Source organism: Nocardia sp. NPDC006982, assembly GCF_042869435.1.
Lineage (GTDB): Bacteria > Actinomycetota > Actinomycetes > Mycobacteriales > Mycobacteriaceae > Nocardia.
On sequence record NZ_JBIAFV010000004.1, the window covers coordinates 425,598 to 452,097 of the forward strand.

Genomic DNA, 26,500 nt, shown 5'->3' on the forward strand with positions numbered 1-26,500 from the left:
GACATACGCGCGCCGGAAAGGTCAGACCCGCGCATGCGCTTCGACGACTCGGACGCGAGACGGGCCGCGAACAGGCCGCTCGTAAGACTCGCTCCGCGGTGGTCGCTGATGGCGGGACGTCCGGCACCTGACATACGCGCGCCGGAAAGGTCAGACCCGCGCATGCGCTTCGACGACTCGGACGCGAGACGGGCCGCGAACAGGCCGCTCGTAAGACTCGCTCCGTCGTCGTAGCGAGCAGCTTGATCAATTCGATCGGGGCGCACACCTTGGGTATGGATTCGCTAACCCTCGGAGTGCTCCCACCAGCGCTTGGGTAGCTGTCGCCAACCCCTCCCGGCAGCGAGATTAGAAGGGCATCGAAAACAAAGACGGAACCTGTGAGGGGATCACAAAATGAGCACTCTGGTCGAAGCGCCCGCCACCAACGTCATCCAGCTGCAGCCGCGCCTGCGGAAAGCGGCCGAGCTCGAGCTGTGTGCGGTCCCGAACGACTCCGGGACGCTCGCCAACGTCGAGCTGGATCGTTGGGCGAACCGGCTGGCCCGAGTGCTGATCAACCGTGGCGCCGCCGTGAACACGCGGATCGCGCTGGCGATCGACCCGCAGATCGAAGCCACGGTTGCCGCATCCGCCGTTGTCAAGCTCGGCGCGACTGCGGCATCGGTGGCCGAGGACGCGACCGCCGTCCCTGGTGCTTCCCTCGGCATCACCACCAAGGCCCGCCGTCCCGAGCTCAGCGATGCCATCGACTGGCTGCTCCTGGACGACCGCTCGACGCTGCAGCGCTATCTGGTCAGCTCCGACGCCCCGATCACCGATGCCGATCGGCTGACCGAGCGGAAGTCCGCCTGACCTGCTATTCAGCCTGCGCGCCCGAACCCACGGAGTTCGGGCGCGCAGCGGCGCGTATGCCGGGCCCGCAGGCGGCAGCGCCGCGCGGCCACTCGAGCGCCCCCGGGACGCCGCCGATCGAACACAGTGTTGGTCAATACGCCTTCGGTCGGCTCGGCGCCGGTCCAAAATGAACTTGCTACTACGCGACGGTCGGGACCAGCGGTGCACCACCGCTCCAGACGTCAGAACGCAGGTGTGCTTATGCAACAGCCATCGTCCTCGAACGGAAAAATAGGCACCGCACCGCCCGACAGCGCGTTCCCGCTGTCGGCGGCCCAGCGCGGCATCTGGTTCGCCCAGCACATCGCGGGTGATACGCCTATCTCGATCGCACAGTACGTCGAACTGACCGGCGAACTCGATCTCGACGCACTCGCCGCGGCCGCCAAGCAGACCGGGCGCGAATTCGGGACCGGCTATGTCCGGCTGCTCGATGTCGAGGGTCAGCCGTACCAGCTCGTCGACACCACCATTGTCGACGAACTCACCGTCATCGACCTGCGCGATAAGCCCGATCCCGAGGCAGCGGCACATGCCTGGATGCGCGCGGAGTACTCCGCGCCGCTGGATCTGATGCACGACCGGTTGGTCGCGGTGGCCATGCTGCGGCTGGCCGATGACCACTGGTTCTGGTACTCGCGCATGCACCACATCGTGCTGGACGGAATGGGTGCGCTCGCACTGGTACAGCGCACCGGCGAGATCTACAACGCGACCATCGAGGGCAGCGAGGCGCCGCCCGCCAAGGCCGAACCACTGCAGAAGATCGCCGAAGCCGATCTGGCCTACCGCGGCTCGGACCGATTCGACGCCGACCGCGAGTACTGGCGCGAGCATCTGGCCGGGATGGCCGACCCGGTCAATCTCGCGGGCCGCGAGGCCGATGTCGACGCGCCGCCGAACCGGGTCTCGGGCGCATTGCCCGCCGCGACGGCCGAACTGCTCGATACCGTGGCGAAGGCGGCCGACTCGAATGCCGCGCCGACCATCGTCGCCGCCTTCGGCGCCTATCTCGCCGCGATGACCGGTGCGCCCGAAGTGGTGCTGAGCCTGCCGGTTTCGGGACGCACCACGGCGGCACTGCGCCGCTCCGGCGGCATGGTCGCCAATGTCGTTCCGATGCGCCTGATGTTGTCACCGACCACGACGGTCGGTGACGTGATCCGGGCAGCGCAGAGTGAGCTGACCGGGGCGCTGCGCAGACAGCGTTACCGGCAGGAGGACATCGTCCGTGATCTCGGCTGGTCGATGGACGAGGCTTCGTCGTTCGGTCCGGCCGTCAATTTGATGATGGTGGACACCAGGATTCAGCTCGGCTCGGTCACCGGACGACTGCACGTGCTGACATCCGGGTTGATCGATGATGTGTTCTTCAACCTGTATCCGGGCGTCGGCGGCGAGAGCACCCACATCGATCTGCAGGGCAACGGAAACCTGTACAGCACCGATGAATTGGCGGCACACCATGCCCGCTTCTTGATGTTCCTGCACACCTTCCTGGCCGCCGGACCGGATGCGCCGCTGAGTACCGTCCAGGTCGTCTCCCCGCAGGAGCGGGATCGGCTGGTGCCCGCGCGCGGACCCGAGGCGGTCGCACCGCGCACTCTTCCCGAAATCATCGCGGCCGGTGCCGCACTCGACCCGGAGGCGGTGGCGCTGCGCAGCGGTGACACCAGCATGACCTACCGTCAGGTCGACGAGTACACCAACCGCCTGGCCCGCGTGCTGATCGCGGCAGGCGCCGGACCCGAACGCACCGTCGCGATTTCGATTCCGCGTTCGGCCGAATCCGTCCTCGCCACGCTCGCGGTGGCGAAATCCGGAGCGGCATTCGTCCCCATCGACCCGACCTATCCCGCCGACCGGATCGAGCATATGGTCGGCGACAGCGGGGTCGTCGCGGGCTTGACCGTGCACCCGGCGCGAAAGTCCTTGCCGGACCGCGTGAATTGGCTACTGCTCGACGACGACGCGACGGCCGAAACGGTGGCAGCGCAGGATTCGGCGGCGATCACCGATGCCGAGCGCCGTGGGCCGGTACGCCTGGATCAGATCGCCTACATCATCTACACATCCGGATCGACGGGACTGCCCAAGGGTGTGCTGGTGTCGCATCGCGGCCTGGCGAATTTGGTCACCGGTTCCGGCGCCGGATTCGGTGTCGACGCCGATTCGATAGTGGCACACGCGGTTTCGCCGAGTTTCGATATTTCCGTCGAGGAGATCCTGGTCACCCTCGCGGCGGGTGCGACGATCGCCGTCGTGCCGCCGTCGGCGTATGCGGGCGATGAGATGGCCGAAGTTCTGCGCGCGCACCGGGTCACCCATCTCAATGTCACCCCGACGGTGGTGGGCTCGCTGGACCCGGCGACGCTGCCGGATCTGCGGACGATCGTCGTCGGTGGTGACGCGTGTCCGCCGGAGTTGGTGACCACCTGGTCCGGGCGGACGCTGTTGAACGGCTACGGGCCCACCGAAACCACCGTCACCGTGACCTTGAGCGGGCCGTTGCGCCCCGGCGGGCCGGTGACCATCGGCAGCATCGTGCGCGGCGTCACCGCTGTCGTGCTCGACCCGTGGTTGCGGCCGGTGGCCCGCGGCGCGGTCGGTGAGCTGTATCTGGCCGGCGCGGGCGTCGCGCGCGGCTATCACCAGCGCAACGGGCTGACCGCCAGCCGTTTCGTCGCCAATCCGTACGCGCCGGGTGAGCGGATGTACCGCACCGGCGATCTGGTGCGGTGGACCGCAGACGACGAACTGGAGTACCACGGCCGCAGTGACTTCCAGGTCAAGGTGCGCGGGTTCCGCATCGAACTCGGCGAGATCGATGCCGCTCTGCAACGGCAGCCCGATGTCGATTTCGCACTCACCATCGGCGCGAAGACTCCCACCGGAGTGACCGCACTGGTGGCGTACGTGCTCGGTAAGCCCGGCACCGAGATTCACCCGGAGGCACTGAAAGCCGCTGCCGGTGAAACGCTTCCGGCCTATATGGTCCCCTCGGTCATCATGGTGCTCGACAGCATTCCGCTGACACCGCTGGGCAAGGTGGACCGCAGGGCCCTGCCCGCACCGGATTTCAGTGTCCGAGCCGTTGCGAGCCGAGCGCCGTCGACGCCGCGCGAAGCGGCACTGGCCGACTTGTTCGCCGATGTCCTCGGACTCGAAACGGTCGGTGTCGACGACAGCTTCTTCGCACTCGGCGGTGACAGTATCGTCTCCATCCAGCTGGTATCGCGCGCGAAGGCCGCCGGGATCGGCTTCAGTGCACGAGATGTGTTCGAGCGCAAGACCGTTGCCGCGCTGGCCGCGATCGCGACCGACGTGCGCGCGCAGACGGTCGACGAACTGCCCGGCGGCGGGGTCGGCACCGTGGAGCTCACGCCGATCGTGCACGCCATGGTGGAGCAGGGACCGACCTGGAACCGCTTCGGTCAGGCCGTCTTGATCGGTCTCCCGGAGGCTTTCGGCCGCGACCAGCTCAGCGCCGCGGTCCAAGCGCTCATCGACCATCACGATGTGCTTCGCTCCACCCTGCGGCACACCGAACAAGGCTGGGAATGGGTTGTCGCCGAACGTGATTCGATAACCGCCGATGATTTGATCGAGGTAGTCGCGGCCGACGCGGACTCCGACGACAGCTACGAACGCGAATTACAACAGGCGGCGGATCTGCTCGATCCCGAGGCGGGTGTGGTCGCGCGCTTCGTGCTGATCGAGCGGGCGGGGGCCGATCCACTGTGCTGGCTGGTGCTGCACCATCTGGTGACCGACGGCGTCTCCTGGCGAATCCTGCTGCCGGACCTGGCGATCGCGGCGGCGGGCGGCGCACTCGCGCCCGTCGGCACTTCCTTCCGGCGGTGGGCATACGGTCAAGTCGAACTGGCGCCCGAGCGGGTGGCCGAACTGCCGCTGTGGCAACAGATGCTGGCCACCCCGGATCCGATCATCGGCTCGGCGGCACTGGATCCCGCGGTCGACGTCGTCGCCACCATGGGCCAGTGCCGGACCACCGTCGACCCGGATATCGCCAGTACCGTACTGGCCACGCTGCCCGACCAATTCCATTGCGGCGCAGACGATGTGCTGCTCACCGGACTCGCCCTCGCGGTGAGCCGCTGGCGCGATCGCAATACCGCACTGCTCACCATGGAAGGCCACGGCCGCTCCGAGACGCTGCTGCCCGGCGCCGATATCGCACGCACGGCAGGCTGGTTCACCAGCATCTACCCGGTGGCCATCGATGTGACCGGCATTGATCTCGACGACGCGTTCGCCGGTGGCGCCGCGGCGGGCACCGCGATCAAAAAGGTCAAAGAACAGCTGCGTGCGGTGCCGGACAAGGGCATCGGCTACGGCATGCTGCGCTATCAGCATCCGGAGTCCGCCGCCGCCCTCGCGGACGCGCCGATCCCGCAGCTCAGCTTCAACTATCTCGGCCGTGCGCTCACCGGCGGGCACGCGGGAGCGTGGCTGCCACAGCGTTTCGCGGCGACGCACAACGAGTCGGCGCCGCTGGCCGCGGTCGTCGATATCAATGCCGTGCTCACCGATGTCGGCTTGGAGGTCACCTGGGCCTACGCCACGCGGTTGCTCGACGAGGCGGATGTCGGTCAACTCGCCGAGCTGTGGTCGCAAGCGCTGGGCGCGCTCGCGGCGCACGCAGGCTCGCCGGGCGCGGGCGGACGCACCCCGTCGGACTTCGAACTCGTCGCGGTGCCACAACAGCAGATCGAGAACTGGGAACGCACCTACCCGAATCTCGTCGACGTCTGGCCGCTTTCGCCGTTGCAGTACGGTCTGCTCTTCCATGCGCTCTACGACACCGATACCGCCGACGACTACACCGTCCAATCACTGCTCACCCTGGCGGGCACCGTCGATGCCGCCCGCTTGCGCAGTGCGGCACAGGCCTTGCTGGAGCGGCACGAGAACCTGCGCGTCGCCTTCGCCGAAACCGATGACGGTCCGCGCCAGCTCGTTCTCGGCGGCTGCGAAATCCGCTGGCACGATATCGATCTCACCGATATTGCCGACGCCGACGAACGCGACCGCGAACTCGACCGCCTCATCGCCCTCGATGCCCGCACCCGATTCGAACTCGACCGCCCACCGCTGATCCGCTTCACCCTCATCCGCATCGGGGCCGATATCTATCGGCTGGTCATGACCAATCACCATCTGGTGCTGGACGGCTGGTCGACGCCACTGCTGGTGCGCGAGCTGCTGACGCTCTACGTCGCCAGGGGCGACACCTCCGCACTGCCGCCCGCGCACTCGTACCGGGAGTTCCTGGCATGGCTCGACGAGCAGGACAACGAGGCCTCGCTCGCAGCCTGGACGCAATCGCTGGCCGGCGTGGATTCGCCGACGCGCGCGGTCCCGTCGCTGGCCGGGATCGAATCGACCGAGGCCGGAATGATCACGCACGACCTGACCCGGGCCACGGTCGAGCGGCTGGAGACCACCGCACGCGACTCCGGCGCGACAGTGAACACGGTGGTGCAGGCCGCATGGGCAATGCTGCTCGCCATGTCGACCGGGCGCACGGATGTGGTGTTCGGCGGCACCGTATCCGGTAGGCCACCGGAGCTGCCCGGTGTCGAAGAGATGGTCGGATTGTTCATCAATACGCTCCCGGTGCGGGTCCAGCTCGATCCCGCGGAGAAGGTCGCCGACCTGCTGACCCGCATCCAGGCCGAGCAGGCGCGCCTGCTCGACCACCAGCATGTGGGGCTGGCCGCCATCCACCGGGCCGTCGGCCTCGCCGAACTCTTCGACACGCTCACCGTATTCGAGTCGTATCCGATCGACCGGGAGGCGCTGTCGCAGGCGCTCGATATCGCGGGTATGCGGGTGCTCGATATCGCGGGCACCGACGCGACGCCCTACCCGTTGGGCCTCATGGTCATTCCGGTGCACGGCGAAGACGGGCACGACACACTGCGCATCAACCTGAAATTCATGGCCGACCAGCTCGATCGCACGGCGGCACAACCACTGCTCGAGCGCTTCGTCCGGCTACTGACCCAACTCGCCGACAACCCGAATGCCCTCGTCTCCCAACTACAATACTGCGACGATGCCGAACTGGCCGCCCTGGCCCCCGTGCGCGGTGCGGAATCGGTTCCGCCGCAGACACTTCCGGACATCCTGTCGGCAGGCGCGCGCATCGATCCAGACGCTATCGCGATCACCGCGGGTGATCTCAGCATGAGCTATGGCGAACTCGACGCCTGGTCCAACCGTTTCGCCCGGGTACTGCTCGGTCGCGGTGTCGGTCGGGAGGTCTTCGTCATACTCGCACTCACCCGATCACTGGAATCGGTGGTGGCCGTCTGGGCGCTAGCCAAGTCCGGCGCGGCGTTCCTACCGCTGGATCCGAGCTATCCGGTGGAGCGGATCGAGCACATGCTCTCCGATTCGAAGGCCCCGATCGGGGTGACGGTTACGGCGACCGGTGAGACGCTACCCGGCACCATCGACTGGCTGCTGCTCGACGACCTGAACACGATTCGACGAGTCATGCTTGTCTCCGACGCACCGATCACAGACGAAGAGCGCGGCGGCCCTATCAATATCGACCAGACCGCCTACCTGATCTACACCTCGGGCTCCACCGGTAAGCCCAAGGCTGTCCTGGTCAGCCATCGCGGCCTCACGAATATGGCCACCGCACAACAAGAAGGCCTCGAACTCGATCCCTCTATCAGTTCGCTACAGGTCGCTTCGCCGAGTTTCGACGCATCGGTCATGGAGCTGCTGATGGCGCATTCGACGGGTGGCCGCCTGGTGGTAGCGCCACCGGATGTCTACGGCGGCAGCGATCTCGAACATCTGCTGCGCACCGAACGGATCACCCACGCCGCGATCACGCCGTCGGCGCTGGCCACCATGGAACCGACCGATCTGGCCGACCTGCGGGTGCTCGGGGTCGGGGGCGAGGCCACCTCACCAGAACTGATCGACCGGTGGGCGGTCGGGCGGCGGATGGTGAATCTGTACGGCCCCACCGAATTCAGCGTCTGCGCGACCAGCCCCGTCGAACTGCTGCCGGGGGAACCGATCACCATCGGCGGGCCGATCCGCGGTGCGTCGAATCTGGTGCTCGATACCTGGCTGCGACCGGTTCCTGTGGGCATCGCGGGTGAGCTGTACCTGGCCGGTCCGGCGCTGGCACGTGGTTACTTCAATCGGTTCGAGATGACCGCGGCGCGCTTCATCGCGAATCCGTACGGCGCGGCCGGGGAAAGGATGTATCGGACCGGCGATATGGTCCGATGGGTCACCGGTGCCGATGACGCACTCGAGCTCGAGTATCTGGGCCGCAGCGACTTCCAGGTCAAGATCCGTGGTCTGCGGATCGAACTCGGCGAAATCGATGCCGTGCTCGCACGCGACGAACAGGTCGAATACGCGGTGACCATCGGCATCACCGGACCGGCGGGCGCGACAGTGCTGGTCTCGTATGTCCTGCCGACCACGGGCACCGAACTCGATCCCGAGCGCCTGCGGGAGCAAGTGGCGGCCGAACTGCCCAGCTATATGGTGCCCGGATACCTGGTCGTGCTCGATGACATTCCGCTGACCCCGGTCGGCAAGCTGGATCGCAAAGCCCTTCCGGTGCCGGACTTCTCGGTGGAAAAGCGGCCGTATCTCGCGCCGCGGACGCCGGTCGAACGAGCGGTCGCCGAGGTATTCGGCGAGGTGCTGGGCAGCGAGCAGGTGAGCGCCGACGAGTCGTTCTTCGAACTCGGCGGTAATTCACTCAGCGCGACCAAGGTTGTCGCCCGGATCAATTCGTCCCTCGGCTCCACCATCGCGCTGCGCGATCTCTTCGACGCGCCGACCGTCGCCCAACTGTCCGCGCGGGTAATCCCGGCCACCGACGGCAAGCCGGGCCGGTTCACGCTCGCACCACGCATCCGTCCGGACCGAATTCCGTTGTCCCCCGCCCAGCAGCGCATGTGGGTCCTCAATCGGATGGACCCGGCCTCGCCCGCGTACAACATCGCGGTCGCCTTGCGGCTCACCGGAAACCTCGATGTGGCGGCGATGCAACATGCGCTCGCCGATGTGGTCGAGCGGCACGAGAGTCTGCGCACCATCTACCCCGCGGATGCGGAGGGACCTCGTCAGGTGGTGATCGGTACGGCGGCCGCCGCGCCGGAGTTGACCGTGATCGACACCGGAGACACCGCGGCCCTGCGTCATCGGATCAATGCCTTGGCGGGCACCGGATTCGATATCACCAAGGAGCCGCCGCTGCGGGTCGGCATCTTCCGGATCAGCGACGGTACCGGCGCGAACGGCAAGGGATCGGTGCCGGTGTCCTCCGGCGCCGGCGCGGGCATTCCGCCGGTGTCGTCGCACGCTTCGATGGATGTTCCGCCGGTGTCGTCGGGTCCCCTCGTGGCCGAGGCGCCAGTTGTGGTCGAGCCGCCCTCGGTGCATGTCGTCGTGCTCGTGGTCCATCACATCAGCGCCGACGGCGCCTCGATGGCGCCATTGGCGGCCGATCTGGTGGCTGCGTACTCGGAGCGGACCAGCGGTGCCGACACGACCCGCGTGCCGCTCGGCGTGCAGTACGCCGATTTCGCGCTGTGGCATCGGGAGTTGCTCGGTAGCGAGTCGGATCCGGAATCGCTTGCGGCACGGCAGATCCGGTACTGGTCCGACATCCTCGGCGGTGCGCCGGATGTGTTGGAGCTGCCCGCCGATCGCCCGCGCCCGGCAGTGCAGTCGATGCGCAGCGCCGACGTCGATTTCACGCTGGACGCGCAATTGCACAGCGCCATCATCGAATTCGCGGCCGCGAACAATGTCAGCGTATTCATGGTCGTGCACGCCGCGCTCGCGGTGCTGCTGGCCCGGCTCGGCGGTACCGACGATGTCGTGATCGGCACGCCCGTCGCAGGCCGTGGCGAGGAGGCGCTCGACGAACTCGTCGGCATGTTCGTCAATACGCTGGCCCTGCGCACGCCGGTCGATCCGGGAACCGGCTTCCGGCAGTTCCTCGCGACCGTACGGGCCGCGGATCTGGATGCCTTCGGCAATACCGATGTGCCGTTCGAACGGCTCGTCCAGGTGCTCAATCCGACCAGATCGACCGCACACCATCCGATATTCCAGGTGTCGCTGTCACTGCAGAACTTCGTCGAACCGGTCCTGGAACTGCCCGGATTGCGGTTCGAGGTGGAGGATTTCGATCGCGGCGCCTCGCAATTCGACCTGACGCTCGACCTGCGTGAACGTTTCACCGCAGACGGCTCGGACGGCGTCGAGGGCGTATTGACCTACGCGACGGACCTTTTCGACGAAGCCACGGTGGCGACCTTCATCGATCGATGGCGTCGCGTGCTCGCCGCGATCGTCTCGGACATCGATATCCGCCTGGCCGATATCGATATCCTCGCCGAATCCGAACGCACCGAACTGGTTCCGGTGCGCGGCACCGAGACCGCGGGGACCACGACTCTCACCGACGCGCTCGCCGCATCCGCCGCCTCCTATTGGGACCGCCCGGCTTTGGTCGCCGACGGACGCACGACGACCTACCGTGAGCTCGACGCCACGTCGAACAAGTTGGCCCGGCTCCTGTTCGAAGCGGGCGTCGGCACGGAAACCGTCGTGGCGCTGGGGCTCCCCCGATCCGCTGAACTGCTGATCGGCATGTGGGCGGCCGCGAAGGCCGGTGCCGCCTTCCTGCCGGTCGATCCGAAACATCCGGTGGACCGGATCGATCACATGCTCACCGATTCCGGTGCGCGGGTCGGCCTCACCCTCGCCGCCTATCGGCCACTGCTGCCTGACAGTACCGAATGGCTGGTGCTCGACGATGCCGAGTTCAGCGGCCGCCAACAGACAGCAAGTGACGCAGCGTTGTCGTCGAAGTCGATCCGTCCGGACAGCCCCGCCTGGATGATCTACACCTCGGGTTCGACCGGAACACCCAAGGGCGTCACCGTCACCCATCGCGGTATCGCCGACCTCATTGCGGCACAACGGGAATCGCTCGGCGTCGACGAGCACTCGCGGGTATTGCAGGTCGCCTCACCGAGTTTCGACGCATCGGTCTTCGAGGCGCTGATGGCATTCGGCTCCGGCGGCGCGTCGGTGGTTGCGCCGCCGGAGGTCTTCGGCGGTAGCGCACTCGCCGAATTGATTGCCGCCGAACAGGTCACGCATATGGTGATAACACCGTCGGCACTGGCCACCATCGATCCCGCCGAGGTGTCGAGTGTGCGGGTGCTCGCGGTGGCGGGCGAGGCGGTCGGCGCCGAATTGGTCGAACGCTGGTGCGAAGGCCGGAGCATGGTGAATCTCTACGGTCCGACCGAATTCACCATCTGGGCAACAGGTTCCGCGCCGCTCGCCGCGGGTACGCCGGTCACCATCGGTGCGCCCATTCGCGGTGCTGCCGTACTGGTCCTGGATGATCGGCTGCGCCCGGTGCCCGTCGGTGTCGCGGGCGAGTTGTACCTCGCGGGCTCCGCGCTGGCCCGCTGCTATCACGCCCGGCCGAGCCTGACTGCCGCGCGCTTCATCGCGAATCCCTTCGGCGGTCCCGGCGAACTCATGTACCGCACCGGCGACCTGGTGCGCTGGATTCGGGCGGCCGGGTTGGAGCTGGAATACATCGGCCGCACCGACTTCCAGGTCAAGGTGCGCGGTCAGCGCATCGAGCTGGGTGAGATCGATGCGGTTCTCGGGCGCGCGGACGGGGTCGACTTCGCGGTCACCCTCGGCGTTCCCGGTCCCACCGGATCCACGGCGCTCGCGGCGTATCTCGTGCGCAAGCCCGGTATCGAACTCGATATCGCCCGCGTGCGCGCGTTCGCCGCCGATACCTTGCCCGCGTATATGGTGCCCGCCGCATTCGTGGTCATGGATGCCATCCCGCTCAACGCCGTGGGCAAGCTCGATCGAAGAGCATTGCCGGAACCGGAATTCGTCGTCGAGGAGACCGAGTACCGCGCTCCGACGACTCCCACGGAGGAAGTCCTGGCGCAGATCTACGCCGAGCTGCTCGACCGCAACAAGGTCGGCGTCGACGATTCGTTCTTCGCGCTCGGCGGCGACAGCATCATGGCGATCAAACTGGTTTCCCGCGCGAAAATGCACGGCATCCTGTGCACGCCGCTGCAGGTCTTCGAACATCGCACGGTCGCCGCATTGGCCGCTGTGGTGGCCGGGCCGGTCGTGACGCTCGACGAACTGCCAGGCGGCGGAATCGGCGAGTTGCCACTCACCCCGAGCGTGCACGAACTGGTCGAGCGTGGCGGCGAGATCGACCGCTGCGCGCAGTCCGTTGTGTTGGAACTTCCGGTCGGCGTCGAGCGTGCGCAACTCGTCGCGACACTCGCCGCGGTGGTCGATCGGCACGACATACTGCGCTCGCGGCTCTGGCGAGCCGAGGACGGCTGGCAGTGGCGGGTCGACGAACCGGGCTCGGTCGATGTCGAAGTGCTGGTGCACCGCATCGAATACGATGCCGGAGCCGACGCGCTCGATCTGCGCGAATATGCCGCCACCGAGCTGGATTCCGCGGCAGATCGGCTCTCCCTGGCGAATGGCATTGTGCTGCAGGCTGTCTGGCTCGATCCGGTCGGCGATGCCGGAGCCAGGACGCGATCGGGCCGCCTGATCGTGGTGGCGCACCGGCTCGCCGTCGACAGTGCTTCGTGGCGAATTCTGGTGGCGGACTTGATCGCCGCGTGGGCCCAGGTTTCGGTCGGGAACACACCTGTGCTCGCCGACGTCGGTACGTCGATGCGTCGGTGGTCGCATGCTCTCGTCGAGGAGGCGCGGACCGAACGGCGCAGCGCCGAACTCGAGTACTGGCAGGACATGATCGCCGGTCCCGACCCGCTGATCGGCTCCCGTGAGCTCGATCCGGCGATCGATCAGGCGCACACACTGCGCACGGTCGGATTCGAGGTATCCGAGGAGGTCACCACCGCCCTGCTCACCACACTGCCGGAACTGTTCCAGGGCGCGGTCACCGATGCTCTGCTCGCCACGCTGACATTGGCGCTGGTGCGGTGGCGGAATGCGGACGAGCCGACGGCCCTGCTGCGCTTGGCGGGCGACGGCAGGCGGGATGTGATCCCGGGTGCGAATCTGAATCGGACACTCGGCTGGTTCACGAGTATCTACCCGGCGCGGCTGGATCTGTCGGCGATCGATATCGATGATGCCTGCACAGGCGGTGCGGCGATGGGCGCGGCGATCCGCGCGATGAAACACCAACTGCTCGCGGTGCCGGACAAGGGCATCGGATACGGGATGCTGCGCTACCTCAATCCCACTGCAGCAGAACACCTTCCGACTCGATTGCCAGGCCGGATCAGCTTCGAATACCTCGGTCGGCACTCGGATGTCGACATTCCCGCCGGACTCGAAGGGCTGGGCTGGTCCGCCACCGATGAATTCGGCGACCTGCACGCCGATGAGCATCCCGAACTGCCGGTCGGGTCCGCGATCGAGATCAGCGCAGTCGTCATCGACGATCGGTTGCACGCGGATCTCCGCTTCCCGGAAACACTCGTGGACCGCTCCGAGATCGCCGAGTTGTCTCGCCGGTGGTACGAGATGCTCAGTGCGGCAGCTCATTTCGCGCATACCCCGGCGGCGCAGCGCGCGGCCGACGATGAAGCCGCGACGATAGCCGCACAGGTCGCGGCACGCGAAACCGCCGCCGCACCGGGCGGACTCGGTCTCGATGTGCTGCTGCCGATCCGGCTCGGCGGCACCGAGCCCGCACTGTTCTGCATTCACTCGTCGTCCGGAATGTCCTGGAGCTACTTGGGATTCGCGGAACGGCTGCGGCCTGGCCGCCCGATCTACGGACTACAGGCCCCGGAACTCAGCGGTCGCGAACCGGCCGCAAGCTCCATCGAGGAGTCCGCCGACCGGTACATCCGCGAAATCCGTGCCGTCCAGCCGAACGGGCCGTACCACCTGCTCGGCTGGTCCTTCGGTGGCCTCATCGCACACGCCATGGCGGCGAAACTGCAGGCGGCGGGCGAAACCGTCGGTGTCGTGGCGCTTCTGGACAGCGACCATGCCGATATCGACAGCGATTCCATCGAACAGCTTTCCGCGGGCGCATTCGTCAATACCTTCGGCGCGATCTTCGGCATCGAAGACGTTCCCGCCGAGGCGAGCGCCCAGGAGGCCGCCGAACTCATCGAGGCGCGGCTCGGTATGGAACTCATCGACGCCGAGATCATCGAGCGAATGGCGGCTTCCTACAACGCGGCCGCGCGCACCCGCACCGGCTACCACCGCCCGGTCTACCGGGGCGACCTGCTCTATTTCAGCGCCACCGTGGACAGCTCCGATATGGTCGGGCCGGACGGCTGGCGGCCCTACGCCTCCGGCCGGGTCGTCAACCACGATATCGACCTCGCCCACAACGACCTGACCTCGCCACGCGCACTCTCGATCATTGCGCCGGTACTCGATGAGCACCTCGCGGCGGCGCCGAAACCGGGCACGTGACCACCACTCACAGCTTGCTCCCAGCCTGGGCCCACATACCGCCTAGCCTGCGTCCATAGCGTCACGATCGACAGCTGACCGCGACGACGGAAGGACAACGCAGTGAGCGCACAGCCAGCGCGCCGCCGCGACGGCGACGTACACGAGCACGATCTCGGACTCGCCCACGATATGAAGGTGATGTCACGCCGCCGCGCCCTGGCCTTCTTCGGCGTGGCCGGGGCGGCGACGGTGGCGGCGGGCTGCGCATCGGCGACGACCACCAGCACCACCTCCTCCTCCACCACCACCGGCACCACGACTACCAGCACCGGGACGGTCACCGCCGCACCGCAGGAGACCGCGGGCCCGTACCCCGGCGACGGCTCGAACGGACCCAACGTGCTGATCGAATCCGGTGTGGTCCGATCCGATATCACGACCAGCTTCGGTGCGTATTCCGGTGTCGCGCAGGGTGTTCCGATGACGTTGCGATTGAAGCTGCAGGACTTGGCCAAGAGCGGCGCCGCGGGCGCGGGCATGGCCGTCTACGTCTGGCATTGCGACCGCTCCGGCGAATACTCGCTCTACGGTAAGAGCATTACCGACCAAAACTATCTGCGCGGCGTCCAAGTCGCGGATGCCAATGGCGAGGTGAGGTTCACCTCGATCTTCCCAGCCTGCTATTCCGGTCGCTGGCCGCATATCCATTTCGAGGTCTACGACTCGCTCAGCAGCGCCGTGGCGGGCGAGAACGCCCGCCTCACCTCACAGATCGCACTGCCGCAGGACGTGTGCAGCACCGTCTTCGCCGCCGACTCCGGATACGCACAGAGCATCGGCAACCTTTCCCAGATCTCACTCGCCTCGGACAATGTCTTCGGCGACGGCTGGGATGCCGAAATGGCCACGGTCACCGGCACTCCGAGTTCGGGTATGACCGTCTCGATCACCATCGGCGTCGCCGAGAAATCGCAGAACACCCCGTCCGGCAATGGCGGCACGCCACCGGGACAGGGTGGTCCCGGTGGACAAGGCGGGCAGGGCGGACCGCCCCCGCGCACGAGGTAGGCAGACAACTCGGCCCCCGGCCCGTACTCGACGGGCCGGGGGCCGACAACGCGAAACCTATCGCGCGACTCCGCTTTCAGCGCCGATCTGCCGCGACAGCGCCCAGATGATGAGCACGTCGAGCGCGATCATCACCAACGACCAGAACGGGTACATCGGCGCGAACAGGAAGTTGTCCAGCAGGCTGATCGAGGCCATCACGATACCCGCCAGATAACCCCAGGTCTGTCCGGTGATAATGCCGATGCCCGCGATAATGATCAGCACCGCGATCACCAGGTGAACCCAGCCCCAGGCCGAGACATTCACCTGGAAGACCTGATCCTCGGTCAAGACGAACAAGTCACGCTTGGCGATGGCCGCTATGGCGGCGAGCAGATGCAGTATGCCGGTGATCAGAATCAATACGCCCGCGAAGATCGTCATGTCATTGAGCGCGGGTCCGGTTTTGGTCGGGCCGGGACTGGTCATAACACACCCTCCTTGACGAAACGCGTGGTAACCGACGGCCACAACGTAACCCTCGCCGCAGCCGAAATACGGCAGCGCGGCGGCGGGTCACCTACTGAGACTGGTCTCCGGCTCGCGTTCCGCGGCCACCCTGGGCCGAGCCAATGCGCTCGGCCACCAGATCCGGTCGCCGATATCCAGCGTCAGGGCGGTGACCAGGATCGAACGCACGATCAAAGTATCGAGCAGCACGCCGACGGCGATGACAATGCCCATTTCGGCGAAGGTCACCACCGGCATGGTCGCGAATACCGCGAATGTGCCTGCCAGGACCAATCCGGCCGAAGTGATCACGCCGCCTGTTGCGGCCAAGCCGATGAGCGCGCCCGCCTTGGTGCGATGCTTGATCGCCTCCTCGTGCACCCGCGACATCAGGAAGATGTTGTAGTCGATGCCGAGTGCCACCAGGAAGACGAAGGTCAGCAGCGGCAGTCCGGCGTCGGCGCCCTTGAAACCGGCCAGATCGAAAATCCAGCGGCTCAGCCCGAGCGCGGCGAAATAGGACAGCACCACGGTCGCCGTGAGCAGAATCGGCGCGGCCACGGCGCGCAGCAGCATCATCAGGATCGCCAGCACAATGGCGAGCACCACCGGCACGATGACCCGATTGTCATGTGCCACAGCGCGTTTTATGTCGAGCACGACGGCGGTCTGCCCGCCGACCCTGGCCTGCGGATCCACCGCGTGCACGGCCGCACGCACCCGATCGATGGTGGCCTCGGCGGCCCGGCTGTCCGGCGGATCCGTGAGCGTGCCCTCGAGATAGGCCAGATCACCCTTGACGATCGGTCGCGACGGCGCGGTAATTCCGGGTGTCGAGCCCAAGGCGGTGGCGACCGCATCGACGCGCGCGGACGAGGCGACGACCATCACCGGCTGACCGGTGCCCGCCTCGAAATGCCGTTCCAGCACCTCGGTTCCGGTCACCGCGGCGGATGAGCCGACGAAGGCGTCCTTATTCGCGATGCCCTCGGCCTCCAGCCCACCGGCACCGAGTGCCAGTGCACCGAGTGCCAATGCGGTGCCGATCCAGACGGTGCGCGGCCGCCGGGCAATCGCGAATCCGACGCGCGCCCAGACGCCGGATTCGGTCTCGTTGACGGTGCCGAAATTCGGATGCCGAGGCCAGAAGATCCACCGGCCGACGATCACCAGCAGTGCGGGCAGCAGCGTCAACATCGCCAGCAGCGCCACCGTGATTCCGATGGCGCAGACCGGCCCGATGCCCTTGGTCGAGTTCATCTCCGCCACCAGCAGCGCCAACATCGAGACGATCACGGTGCAACCGCTGGCCAGCACCGCAGGCCCGGCGCGATGCAGTGCGACCGCCATCGCCTCGTGTTTATCGGGATGGCGGCGCAGTTCCTCGCGATAGCGCGCAACCAGCAGGAGCGCATAGTCGGTGCCCGCGCCGAAAACCAGCACGGTGAGGACGGCCTGGCTCTGCGCGTTGACGGTCAGCCCCACCTGGGTCGCGCCGAATACCGCGGCCTGCGATATCACCAGCGCGAAACCGACGGTGATCAACGGAAACGCCCACAGCATCGGACCGTAGGTGAGCAGCAGAATGACGATGACGACGGCGGCGGCCGAGTACAGCAGCAGACCGTCGATCCCCTTGAACACCTCGCCGAATTCGGCCGCGTACCCGGCCGGTCCGGTGGCATAGAAGGACAATCCGTCGGGGCGCTCCCCCGCCGCGTCATTGATCGCACCGACCACATCCGTCAGGCGGTTCCAGCCCTCGGATCCCATCGAGATCGGCACCAGGATTTCCAGCCCCTGACCATCGCCGGACTGGATCGGGCCGAGCACCTTATCGGGCACGACATGCTCGACCTGCCGGAACCGTTTGGCATCGGCGCCGACCGCCAGCCGATCGGCGTCGGTGAGCCCGTCGCGGCGCTCGTACACCAGCACCACCGGAATATCGTCGCTATTGCCGAATTTCTCGGCCAGCTTGAATGCCTGGGTGGATTCGGCGCTGTCCGGCAGCCAGGTGACATTGTCGTTCTTCTGTGCCCCGGTGAGCTTTCCGGCGAAGGTGCCCAGTGCCAGCAGGGCGATGATCCAGACGCCGAGCACCACCCATTTGCTCCGACGGCCACTCGGCACACGCGCGAGTCGGCCGAGCAGATCGGACATATCCGGATCGGTCGGTGCGGACATCGGGCCCCCTCGGTCGCCGCCACACGGTCGGACCATGCTACTGCCGGGCTCCCATCCGCGAGGGAAAATGTGACTGCGCGCCCATCCGGCGCGATGCACGGATTTCGCATCGCGTGCCGCACAATGGGTGCCGCAGGCGGTGGTCACCGGCGCATCTGCGCCATCGCGAAAGACACCGCTGCGACACAAGGTGTTGTGCTGCATGGACTTGTCACCCCCAAGGAGTAGTGTCCAGGGCGTAGCAATTCCGTGACGGCAGCGTGCTCGGGAAGGGTGTGGAGGCAGGATGAAACTGATCGATCGGGTGTCGGCCATCAACTGGAATCGGGTGCCCGACGAGAAGGATGCCGAGGTCTGGGATCGCCTGACCGGCAACTTCTGGCTGCCCGAGAAGGTGCCGGTGTCCAACGACATCCCGTCGTGGAACACCCTCACCGCCGACGAGAAGCAACTGACCATGCGGGTCTTCACCGGCCTGACGCTGCTGGACACGATCCAGGGCACGGTCGGCGCGGTGAGCCTGATCCCAGACGCCGCGACGCCGCACGAAGAGGCGGTGCTCACCAATATCGCGTTCATGGAGTCGGTGCACGCCAAGAGCTACAGCTCGATCTTCTCCACGTTGTGCTCCACCCGCGAGATCGATGACGCGTTCCGCTGGTCGGAGGAGAACCGAAACCTGCAGCGCAAGGCCGAGATCGTGCTGGAGTACTACCGCGGCGACGATCCGCTCAAGCGCAAGGTGGCCTCCACCCTGCTGGAGAGCTTCCTGTTCTACTCCGGCTTCTACCTGCCGATGTACTGGTCCTCGCGGGCCAAGCTCACCAACACCGCCGACCTGATCCGCCTGATCATCCGCGACGAGGCGGTGCACGGCTACTACATCGGTTACAAGTACCAGAAGGGTCTGGAACTGCTCGGCCAGGCCGAACGCGACGACCTCAAGAACTACACGTTCGAGCTGCTCTTCGAGCTCTACGACAACGAGGTCGAATACACCCAGGATCTCTACGACGAGGTCGGCCTCACCGAGGACGTCAAGAAATTCCTGCGCTACAACGCCAACAAGGCACTGATGAACCTCGGCTACGAAGGCCTGTTCCCCAAGGACGAAACCGACGTCAACCCGGCCATCCTCTCGGCCCTGTCCCCCAACGCCGACGAGAACCACGACTTCTTCTCCGGCTCCGGCTCCAGCTACGTCATCGGCAAGGCCGTCAATACCGAAGACGAAGACTGGGAGTTCTGAAACCCACACGCCCACAATGAAATCCGGCTCGGTTCGCAGGGACCGAGCCGGATTTCTGGTCTTGCTCAGATGCCGAGGACCAGCTTGGCGGTGGTGAAGTAGATGATGAGGCCGGTGGCGTCGACCAGGGTGGTGACCATCGGGGCCGAGACGACCGCCGGATCGATGTGGAATCGCTTGGCGAGCAATGGCATGGTGCCACCGATGGTCGCGGCCCAGCCGCAGATGATGACCAGGGTGATGCCGACGACCAGTGCCGTGCCCGGATCGACGAACAGCGCGCCGATGGCGATGCCCGCGGTGGCGAGCATGGTGCCGAGCACCAGGCCGACGCGGCATTCGCGCCAGATCACCTTGAACAGGTCGGAGCCGCGCACCTCGCCGACGGCGACCGCACGCACACATGCGGTCGCCGCCTGCGCCCCCGCATTTCCGCCCGCGCCGATGAGCAGCGGGATGAACAGCGCCAGGTGCGCCGCCTGCTGCAGGGTGCCCTCGAAGAAGTCGGTGACGCTGACCGTCAGGGTGGCCGCGAACAGCAACAGCAGCAACCACAGTGCGCGATAGCGGGCCAGCTGGAACACCTTGGCCGCCATGTAGTGGCCCTCCCACGGTGCCGAACCCGCCTGCTTGGCGACGTCCTCGCTGTCGGCGGCCTCGATGACCTCCACGGCGTCATCGATGGTGAGCAGTCCGACCAGCCGGTCCTCACTGTCGACGACCGGCAGGTTGATGACATTGGTTTCGCGCATCAGCCGCGCCGCCTTCTCGGCGGAGTCGGTCGCGCGCACGAATGTCGGCTCGGTGACGACCAGGTCCGACACCATGGTCTCGGGACGGCTCAGCACCAGCTCACGCAATTCGACAATCCCGGTGAGCCGGCGACCGGCGTCGACGACGGGCAGCGTGTACACCGTTTCGGCATTGATGCCCTTGATCCGTACCGTCTGCAGTGCGTCGGGCACGCTCAGATTGCGCGGCAGCGCAACGACTTCCGGCGTCATGTACAGCCCGACCGAACCTTCCGGATAGCCGAGCAGTGCAGCGGTCATCCGGCGTTCGCGCGCGCTCAGTCCGGCCAGCACCTTCTTCGCGACCTTCGCCGGCGCCTCGCGCAGCATCCTGGCGCGGTCGTCGGGATCCATCGCCTCGACCAGATCGCGGAAGCTCTGATCGCGCAGACCCTCCAGAATCTGTTGCTGGTCAACGGGTTCGAGCTCCTCGAAGACGGCGAGCGCCAGATCCTTGTCGAGGAGACGGAAGGCGACGCCCGCCTGCACGGCGTCCATGCGTGCGAGTTCGTCCGCTATGACGTGCGGCTGCTGATTGTCGAGCCAGTCGAGTGCGGCGTCGACACGATGGGTGTCCACGATGTCCTGCAGGGATGCGGACAGCGTCGGACGTGCTTCGATGAGATCGGTCTGCGACATGGGAGGTCCTCAGCACACGGCGAGATAGGCGAGTGAATCGAAAGAACGAAGTCACACCGCGGGCACCAACCCCGGGACCGACTACTACAGGACGGTTTTACGAAGGGGCGGCGCCGCGCGGCCTTCGACTGGGAGGTTCGCTGCGCATCGCAACCCCACCTCCTCAACGCCACCACAGGGCCGTCACCACTGCGGATTTCTCGAATGCGGCACCCGGATCGGGCCGACCGCACAGCTTCCGGTTGAAGGATACATGCGGTGACGCCGGTGTTCACACTCGAATCGCGTAAAGATCGACGATATCTCGCTCCGATATGACCGGACCCACATCCGGTGTCAGGATGACAAGGTGGCGCCGACGGCGATCTCGACATCGGGCCAGGTCGGCGTGTGCTCCACCCAGTCCGGTACCGGCCCCTCCTGTACACCGAACAGATACAGATTCGGTACCAGATCGCGTAGGGCCTGATGCACCTCCAGGCGGTCGTCGATCATGTGCGTGAGCCCCAATTCCGCGCAGTGCTTCGCCTTATCCGCCCTTGCCCGGCAGAACCGCACGTTGTCCTTCGGCACGCCCGTCCGGTCGTAGAACTCGTGGTGGTCGAGCCACTGCAGGGTGCGCTCCTGAACCCGGGGCCCACATTTCGAGATGACCCATGCCTGGCCGTCGAACCGACGCACCAACCGCGCCAATACTTCGAACGCGTCGGCACTCGGCGGCGATGCCAGCGCCTGCTCGATTCCCCCGGACAGAAATACGGTGTCCGCAGCGCCCGCCGCGAAGGCCGCCCCCTGGATGACCCGGCCGAAGTCGATGCCGAGTCGCTGTTGTCTTTCTTTGTTCATCGACCTTCAGCATGACCCGGACCGCACCGGCGCCGCCAGCGAATTTTCCGGCCAGCAGGAGATTCGACGCAGGCCGAGCCGAACTCTGCACCAATCATGGGAGGCCCGCGAGGATCGTTGCGGCTAGGTTCGGTGAAAACACATGAAGGAGAGATCTGTGCGCTTCGGCATCTTCATTCCACAGGGGTGGCGGCTGGATTTGGTCGATATCGACCCGGCGGCGCAGTGGGGGGTGATGCGCGATCTCGCCCAGCGGGCCGATACCGGAGATACCTGGGAATCGCTATGGGTGTACGACCACTTCCACACGGTGCCGGTGCCGACCGAGGAGGCGACGCACGAGGCGTGGACGCTGATGGCGGCGTTCGCGGCCACCACATCGCGAATTCGGCTGGGACAGATGTGTACCGCGATCAGCTACCGCAATCCGGCATATCTTGCCAAGGTCGCCGCGACCACGGACCTGATCTCCGGCGGCCGGGTCGAGATGGGCATCGGCGGCGGCTGGTACGAACACGAGTGGCGCGCTTACGGTTACGGGTTTCCGTCGGCGGGTGAGCGGCTCGGACGGCTCGACGAGGGCGTACAGATCTTCCGCCAAGCCTGGACCGAGGGCAAGGCCACGCTGGACGGTAGGTACTACCAGGTCGACGGTGCGATCGTGCGGCCACTTCCATTGCAGGAGGGCGGTATTCCGATCTGGGTCGCGGGCGGTGGTGAGAAGAAGACGCTGCGAATCGCGGCAAAGTACGCCCAGTACACCAACTTCAGTGGCGCACCGGAGGAATTCACCCACAAGTCCGAGATCCTGCGCGCGCACTGCGCCGAGGTGGGCACCGATTTCGATGCCATCGTGCGCTCCTCGAACTTCAACGCCGTCATCGGATCCACCGAAGCCGAAGTAGAGCAACGCCTTTCGGCCCTGCAGACCCGCTTGGCCACGGCGATCAGCGACGACCGGGCCAAATCCTTCGTCGACGGCATGCTCCGCACCTCCCCCGCCGTCGGCACCCCGGAGCAGATCACCGAGCGCCTGTCCACCGTCCGCGAACTCGGCCTCGGCTACGCCATCTTCAACTTCCCCGAAGCCGCCTACGACACCAGCGGCATCGACCTCTTCGAACGCGAAATAGCCCCAGCCCTGCGCTGAGACCACTGCCAAAGCGGCGTCCGCCCCGACGGCGTCCGCCGCTTTGGGGTACGACACCGCTGGCACAATGGTCATCGAATACGATTCGCGGTGACTGCGAATGCACGACTCCGGGGGGATTCCGACTGTGTACCACGGCAATTCGGCAGACAGCCGCCAGGCCGGTCCCGAGACAAAGCCGTCACGAACCGACAACCGCCATCGTTGCGACCCCACTGCAGTTTTGGGGTGACCTCGAGAGGCGCTGCGCCCCCGCACCGAGCAGATTCGGCAAACACACGAAGGAGATATCTGTGCGATTCGGGATCTTCATTCCGCAGGGGTGGTGGCTAGATCTGGTTGACATCGACCCGGCAGAGCAGTGGCGAGTGATGCGCGATCTCGGCCAGCGAATCGATGCGAGTGACACCTGGGAGTCGATCTGGGTCTGTGACCACTTCCATACGGTGCCGATGCCGACTGAGGAGGCAACACATGAGGCATGGACATTGATGTCGGCGTTCGCCGCGTCGACGTCGCGAGTGCGACTGGGCCAGATGTGCACCTCGATCAGCTATCGAAATCCCGCCTACCTCGCGAAGATCGCGGCAACGGTGGACCTGATCTCTGGCGGCAGGGTTGAGATGGGCATTGGCGGCGGCTGGTACGAACACGAATGGCGCGCCTACGGTTACGGTTTCCTATCGACCGCTGAGCGCCTCGGTCGCCTGGACGAGGGCGTACAGATCTTCCGACAGGCCTGGACCGAGGGGAAGGCCACTATGGACGGCAGGTACTACCAGGTCGACGGTGCCATTGTCCGCCCTCTTCCGCTGCAGAAAAGCGGAATTCCACTGTGGATCGCCGGCGGTGGGGAGAGGAAGACCCTGCTCATTGCGGCAAAGTACGCCCAGTACACCAACTTCAGCGGCGATCCCGCAGAGTTCGCCCGCAAGTCCGAAATCCTGCGCGCCCACTGCGCCGATGTCGGCACCGATTTCGACGCCATCGTCCGATCCTCGAACTTCAACACGATCATCGGATCAACGAAAGCCGAAGTCGAAGAACGCCTTTCCGCCGTGCAGGCCCGCGTAGCCACCGTCGTCGGCTCTGATCAGGCGACCGCCTTCGTCGACAACATATTTCGTACCTCCCGCACGGTCGGCACACCCGAAAAGATCATCAAAACCCTCTCCGAGGTACGCGATCTCGGTCTGGGCTACGCCATCTTCAACTTCCCCGAAGCCGCCTACGACACCAGCGGAATCGACCTCTTCGAACGCGAAATAGCCCCAGCCCTGCGGTAACCGCTCGTATCCGGCGTGTTCAGGAAGCCAGGATCCCGTACCGGGCCAGGACTTCCACGTACGCTTGGACGTTTGACGGCTTGGGCGGTCAGTCCGACTCGTTGCGTGATCGGTTCCACCCCGACGGGTTCGGCGCGGATGGCCGTGCGCTTGCTGATGGACCGAGGTCCGCAGGCCGATGCGCCCGCGGACCTCGCACTTCCCACCACTGGGACCGCTGACACAATGGTCGGCGATCAGCTCACGACACGATGACTCGATTGATCAAACTCTGGTGCGGCTGAAAACAGGCACATCACAGCATGCAGGAAACGCAGCCCTCGACTTCGGTTCCCTCCAAAGCCATTTGGCGCAGGCGGATGTAGTAGAGGGTTTTGATGCCCTTGCGCCAAGCGTAGATCTGGGCGCGGTTGAGGTCGCGGGTGGTGGCGGTGTCCTTGAAGAAGAGGGTCAGCGACAGGCCCTGGTCCACGTGCTGCGTGGCGGCTGCGTAGGTGTCGATGATCTTCTCGTAGCCGATTTCGTAGGCGTCGTCGTAGTACTCGAGGTTGTCGTTGTCCAGGTAGGGCGCCGGGTAGTAGACGCGGCCGATCTTGCCTTCCTTGCGGATCTCGATCTTCGACGCCACCGGGTGGATCGAGCTGGTGGAGTGGTTGATGTAGGAGATCGAACCGGTCGGCGGGACGGCCTGCAGGTTCTGGTTGTAGATGCCGTGCTCCATGACCGAGGCCTTCAGCTCACGCCAATCGTCCTGGGTCGGAATGTGCACGCCCGCATCGGCGAACAGCTGCGCGACCCGTTCGGTCTTCGGCTCCCACACCTGATCGGTGTACTTGTCGAAGTACTCACCGGAGGCGTACTTGGACTCGGGGAAGCCGCCGAAATAGGCGCCGCGCTCCTTCGCGATCAGGTTCGAGGCCCGAATCGCGTGGTACACCACGGTATAGAAGTAGATATTGGTGAAGTCGATGCCCTCTTCGGACCCGTAGTGCACCCGCTCACGGGCCAGATACCCGTGCAGGTTCATCTGGCCGAGGCCGATCGCATGGGATTCGTTGTTGCCCTGCTCGATCGAGGGCACCGAGTAGATATGCGTCTGATCCGACACCGCGGTCAGCGCCCGGATCGCCACCTCGATGGTGCGCGCGAAGTCGGGTGAATCCATCGTCTTGGCGATGTTCAACGAGCCGAGATTGCACGAGATGTCCTTGCCCACCTTGGCATAGGAAAGATCGTCGTTGAACAGCGACGGCGTCGACACCTGCAGGATCTCCGAGCACAGATTCGAGTGCGTGATCTTGCCCGCGATCGGATTGGCCCGGTTCACCGTGTCCTCGAACATGATGTACGGGTAGCCGGATTCGAACTGCAGCTCGGCAATGGTCTGGAAGAACTCGCGCGCCTTGATCTTCGACTTGCGGATGCGCTTGTCGTCGACCATCTCGTAGTACTTCTCGGTGACATTGATATCGGCGAACGGCACCCCGTAGATGCGCTCCACGTCGTACGGCGAGAAGAGGTACATATCCTCGTTCTTCTTCGCCAGTTCGAAGGTGATGTCCGGGATCACCACACCCAGGGACAGTGTCTTGATGCGGATCTTCTCGTCCGCGTTCTCCCGCTTGGTGTCCAGGAACCGGTAGATATCCGGGTGGTGCGCGTGCAGATACACCGCGCCCGCACCCTGCCGCGCACCGAGCTGGTTGGCGTAGGAAAACGAATCCTCGAGCAGCTTCATGATCGGGATGACACCCGAGCTCTGGTTCTCGATCTTCTTGATCGGCGCACCGTGCTCACGAATATTGGTGAGCAGCAGGGCAACTCCGCCACCGCGCTTGGACAGCTGCAGCGCCGAGTTGATGGAGCGCCCGATCGACTCCATGTTGTCCTCGATGCGCAGCAGGAAGCAGGACACCGGTTCGCCGCGCTGCTTCTTACCCGAGTTGAGGAAGGTCGGGGTGGCGGGCTGAAAGCGCCCGTCGATGATCTCGTCGACCAGCTTGCTCGCGAGCACCTCGTCACCGGCCGCCAGCGTCAGCGCCACCATGCAAACCCGGTCCTCGAACCGCTCCAGGTAGCGCTTACCGTCGAAGGTCTTGAGCGTGTAGGAGGTGTAGTACTTGAACGCGCCGAGGAAGGTCGGGAACCGGAACTTCTTGGCGTAGGCCTGTTGGAACAGCGTCTTGATGAACGCGCGGCTGTACTGCTCGAGAACCTCTGCCTCGTAATAGTTCTCGTCGACCAGGTAGTCCAGCTTCTCGTCCAGATTGTGGAAGAAGACGGTGTTCTGGTTGACGTGCTGCAGGAAGTACTGGTGCGCGGCCTCACGGTCCTTGTCGAACTGGATCTTGCCGTCGGCGCCGTACAGGTTCAGCATCGCGTTGAGGGCGTGGTAGTCCATGACCTC

The 26,500-nt window shown here is 65.6% G+C and carries 11 protein-coding genes; 6 read left to right on the plus strand and 5 right to left on the minus strand.

Annotated elements, in window-relative coordinates:
- Window positions 1-396 precede the first annotated feature (396 nt).
- The 3 genes from ACFYOW_RS18965 to ACFYOW_RS18975 all read left to right on the plus strand — a co-directional run bounded on the left by ACFYOW_RS18965 (window position 397) and on the right by ACFYOW_RS18975 (window position 15,453).
- Entirely contained in the window at window positions 397-855 is a 459-nt protein-coding gene (locus tag ACFYOW_RS18965; RefSeq protein WP_387289505.1) for a hypothetical protein, read from the plus strand.
- A gap of 243 nt (window positions 856-1,098) precedes the next feature.
- Complete coding sequence (locus tag ACFYOW_RS18970) at window positions 1,099-14,403, plus strand: amino acid adenylation domain-containing protein (RefSeq protein WP_387289507.1); 13,305 nt, start codon at window positions 1,099-1,101, stop codon at window positions 14,401-14,403.
- 171 nt (window positions 14,404-14,574) lie between these two features.
- Window positions 14,575-15,453, plus strand: a complete 879-nt coding sequence (locus tag ACFYOW_RS18975; RefSeq protein WP_387290072.1) for an intradiol ring-cleavage dioxygenase — start codon at window positions 14,575-14,577, stop codon at window positions 15,451-15,453.
- 57 nt (window positions 15,454-15,510) lie between these two features.
- Here ACFYOW_RS18975 and ACFYOW_RS18980 read toward each other — a convergent pair whose 3' ends face one another.
- Window positions 15,511-15,924, minus strand: coding sequence for a hypothetical protein (locus tag ACFYOW_RS18980; RefSeq protein ID WP_387289509.1), 414 nt, complete (start codon window positions 15,922-15,924; stop codon window positions 15,511-15,513).
- 87 nt (window positions 15,925-16,011) lie between these two features.
- A complete protein-coding gene (locus ACFYOW_RS18985) occupies window positions 16,012-18,132 on the minus strand; it encodes an MMPL family transporter (RefSeq protein ID WP_387289511.1) in 2,121 nt (706 codons plus the stop codon).
- Between the two features lie 286 nt (window positions 18,133-18,418).
- Between ACFYOW_RS18985 and nrdF the strand changes: the two genes are divergently transcribed.
- Window positions 18,419-19,381 (plus strand): class 1b ribonucleoside-diphosphate reductase subunit beta, encoded by a 963-nt coding sequence (gene nrdF / locus ACFYOW_RS18990; protein WP_387289513.1) that lies wholly within the window; start codon window positions 18,419-18,421, stop codon window positions 19,379-19,381.
- Window positions 19,382-19,446: 65 nt separating this feature from the next.
- On the opposite strand, the gene mgtE is transcribed toward nrdF, so the two are convergent.
- Window positions 19,447-20,811, minus strand: coding sequence for a magnesium transporter (mgtE, locus tag ACFYOW_RS18995; RefSeq protein WP_387289515.1), 1,365 nt, complete (start codon window positions 20,809-20,811; stop codon window positions 19,447-19,449).
- 336 nt (window positions 20,812-21,147) lie between these two features.
- Window positions 21,148-21,657 (minus strand): hypothetical protein, encoded by a 510-nt coding sequence (locus ACFYOW_RS19000; protein WP_387289516.1) that lies wholly within the window; start codon window positions 21,655-21,657, stop codon window positions 21,148-21,150.
- A 157-nt stretch (window positions 21,658-21,814) separates the two neighbouring features.
- On the opposite strand from ACFYOW_RS19000, the gene ACFYOW_RS19005 reads away from it, so the two are divergent.
- Both ACFYOW_RS19005 and ACFYOW_RS19010 read left to right on the plus strand, forming a co-directional pair.
- On the plus strand, window positions 21,815-22,807 hold the full coding sequence (locus ACFYOW_RS19005) for an LLM class F420-dependent oxidoreductase (RefSeq protein ID WP_387290074.1): 993 nt from the start codon (window positions 21,815-21,817) through the stop codon (window positions 22,805-22,807).
- Between the two features lie 293 nt (window positions 22,808-23,100).
- Window positions 23,101-24,093, plus strand: coding sequence for an LLM class F420-dependent oxidoreductase (locus ACFYOW_RS19010; protein ID WP_387289519.1), 993 nt, complete (start codon window positions 23,101-23,103; stop codon window positions 24,091-24,093).
- 295 nt (window positions 24,094-24,388) lie between these two features.
- Here the strand turns inward: ACFYOW_RS19010 and nrdE are convergent, their stop codons facing one another.
- Complete coding sequence (gene nrdE / locus ACFYOW_RS19015) at window positions 24,389-26,494, minus strand: class 1b ribonucleoside-diphosphate reductase subunit alpha (protein WP_387289521.1); 2,106 nt, start codon at window positions 26,492-26,494, stop codon at window positions 24,389-24,391.
- Window positions 26,495-26,500: the final 6 nt, after the last annotated feature.

Bases quoted from the DNA above. Each gene is read 5' to 3' on its own strand.
- ACFYOW_RS18970 (WP_387289507.1), top strand. From the start codon at position 1,099: ATGCAACAGCCATCGTCCTCGAACGGAAAAATAGGCACCGCACCGCCC.
- nrdF (WP_387289513.1), top strand. From the start codon at position 18,419: ATGAAACTGATCGATCGGGTGTCGGCCATCAACTGGAATCGGGTGCCC.
- ACFYOW_RS18965 (WP_387289505.1), top strand. From the start codon at position 397: ATGAGCACTCTGGTCGAAGCGCCCGCCACCAACGTCATCCAGCTGCAG.
- ACFYOW_RS18975 (WP_387290072.1), top strand. From the start codon at position 14,575: ATGAAGGTGATGTCACGCCGCCGCGCCCTGGCCTTCTTCGGCGTGGCC.
- ACFYOW_RS18980 (WP_387289509.1), bottom strand. From the start codon at position 15,924: ATGACCAGTCCCGGCCCGACCAAAACCGGACCCGCGCTCAATGACATG.
- nrdE (WP_387289521.1), bottom strand. From the start codon at position 26,494: ATGGACTACCACGCCCTCAACGCGATGCTGAACCTGTACGGCGCCGAC.
- ACFYOW_RS18985 (WP_387289511.1), bottom strand. From the start codon at position 18,132: ATGTCCGCACCGACCGATCCGGATATGTCCGATCTGCTCGGCCGACTC.
- mgtE (WP_387289515.1), bottom strand. From the start codon at position 20,811: ATGTCGCAGACCGATCTCATCGAAGCACGTCCGACGCTGTCCGCATCC.
- ACFYOW_RS19000 (WP_387289516.1), bottom strand. From the start codon at position 21,657: ATGAACAAAGAAAGACAACAGCGACTCGGCATCGACTTCGGCCGGGTC.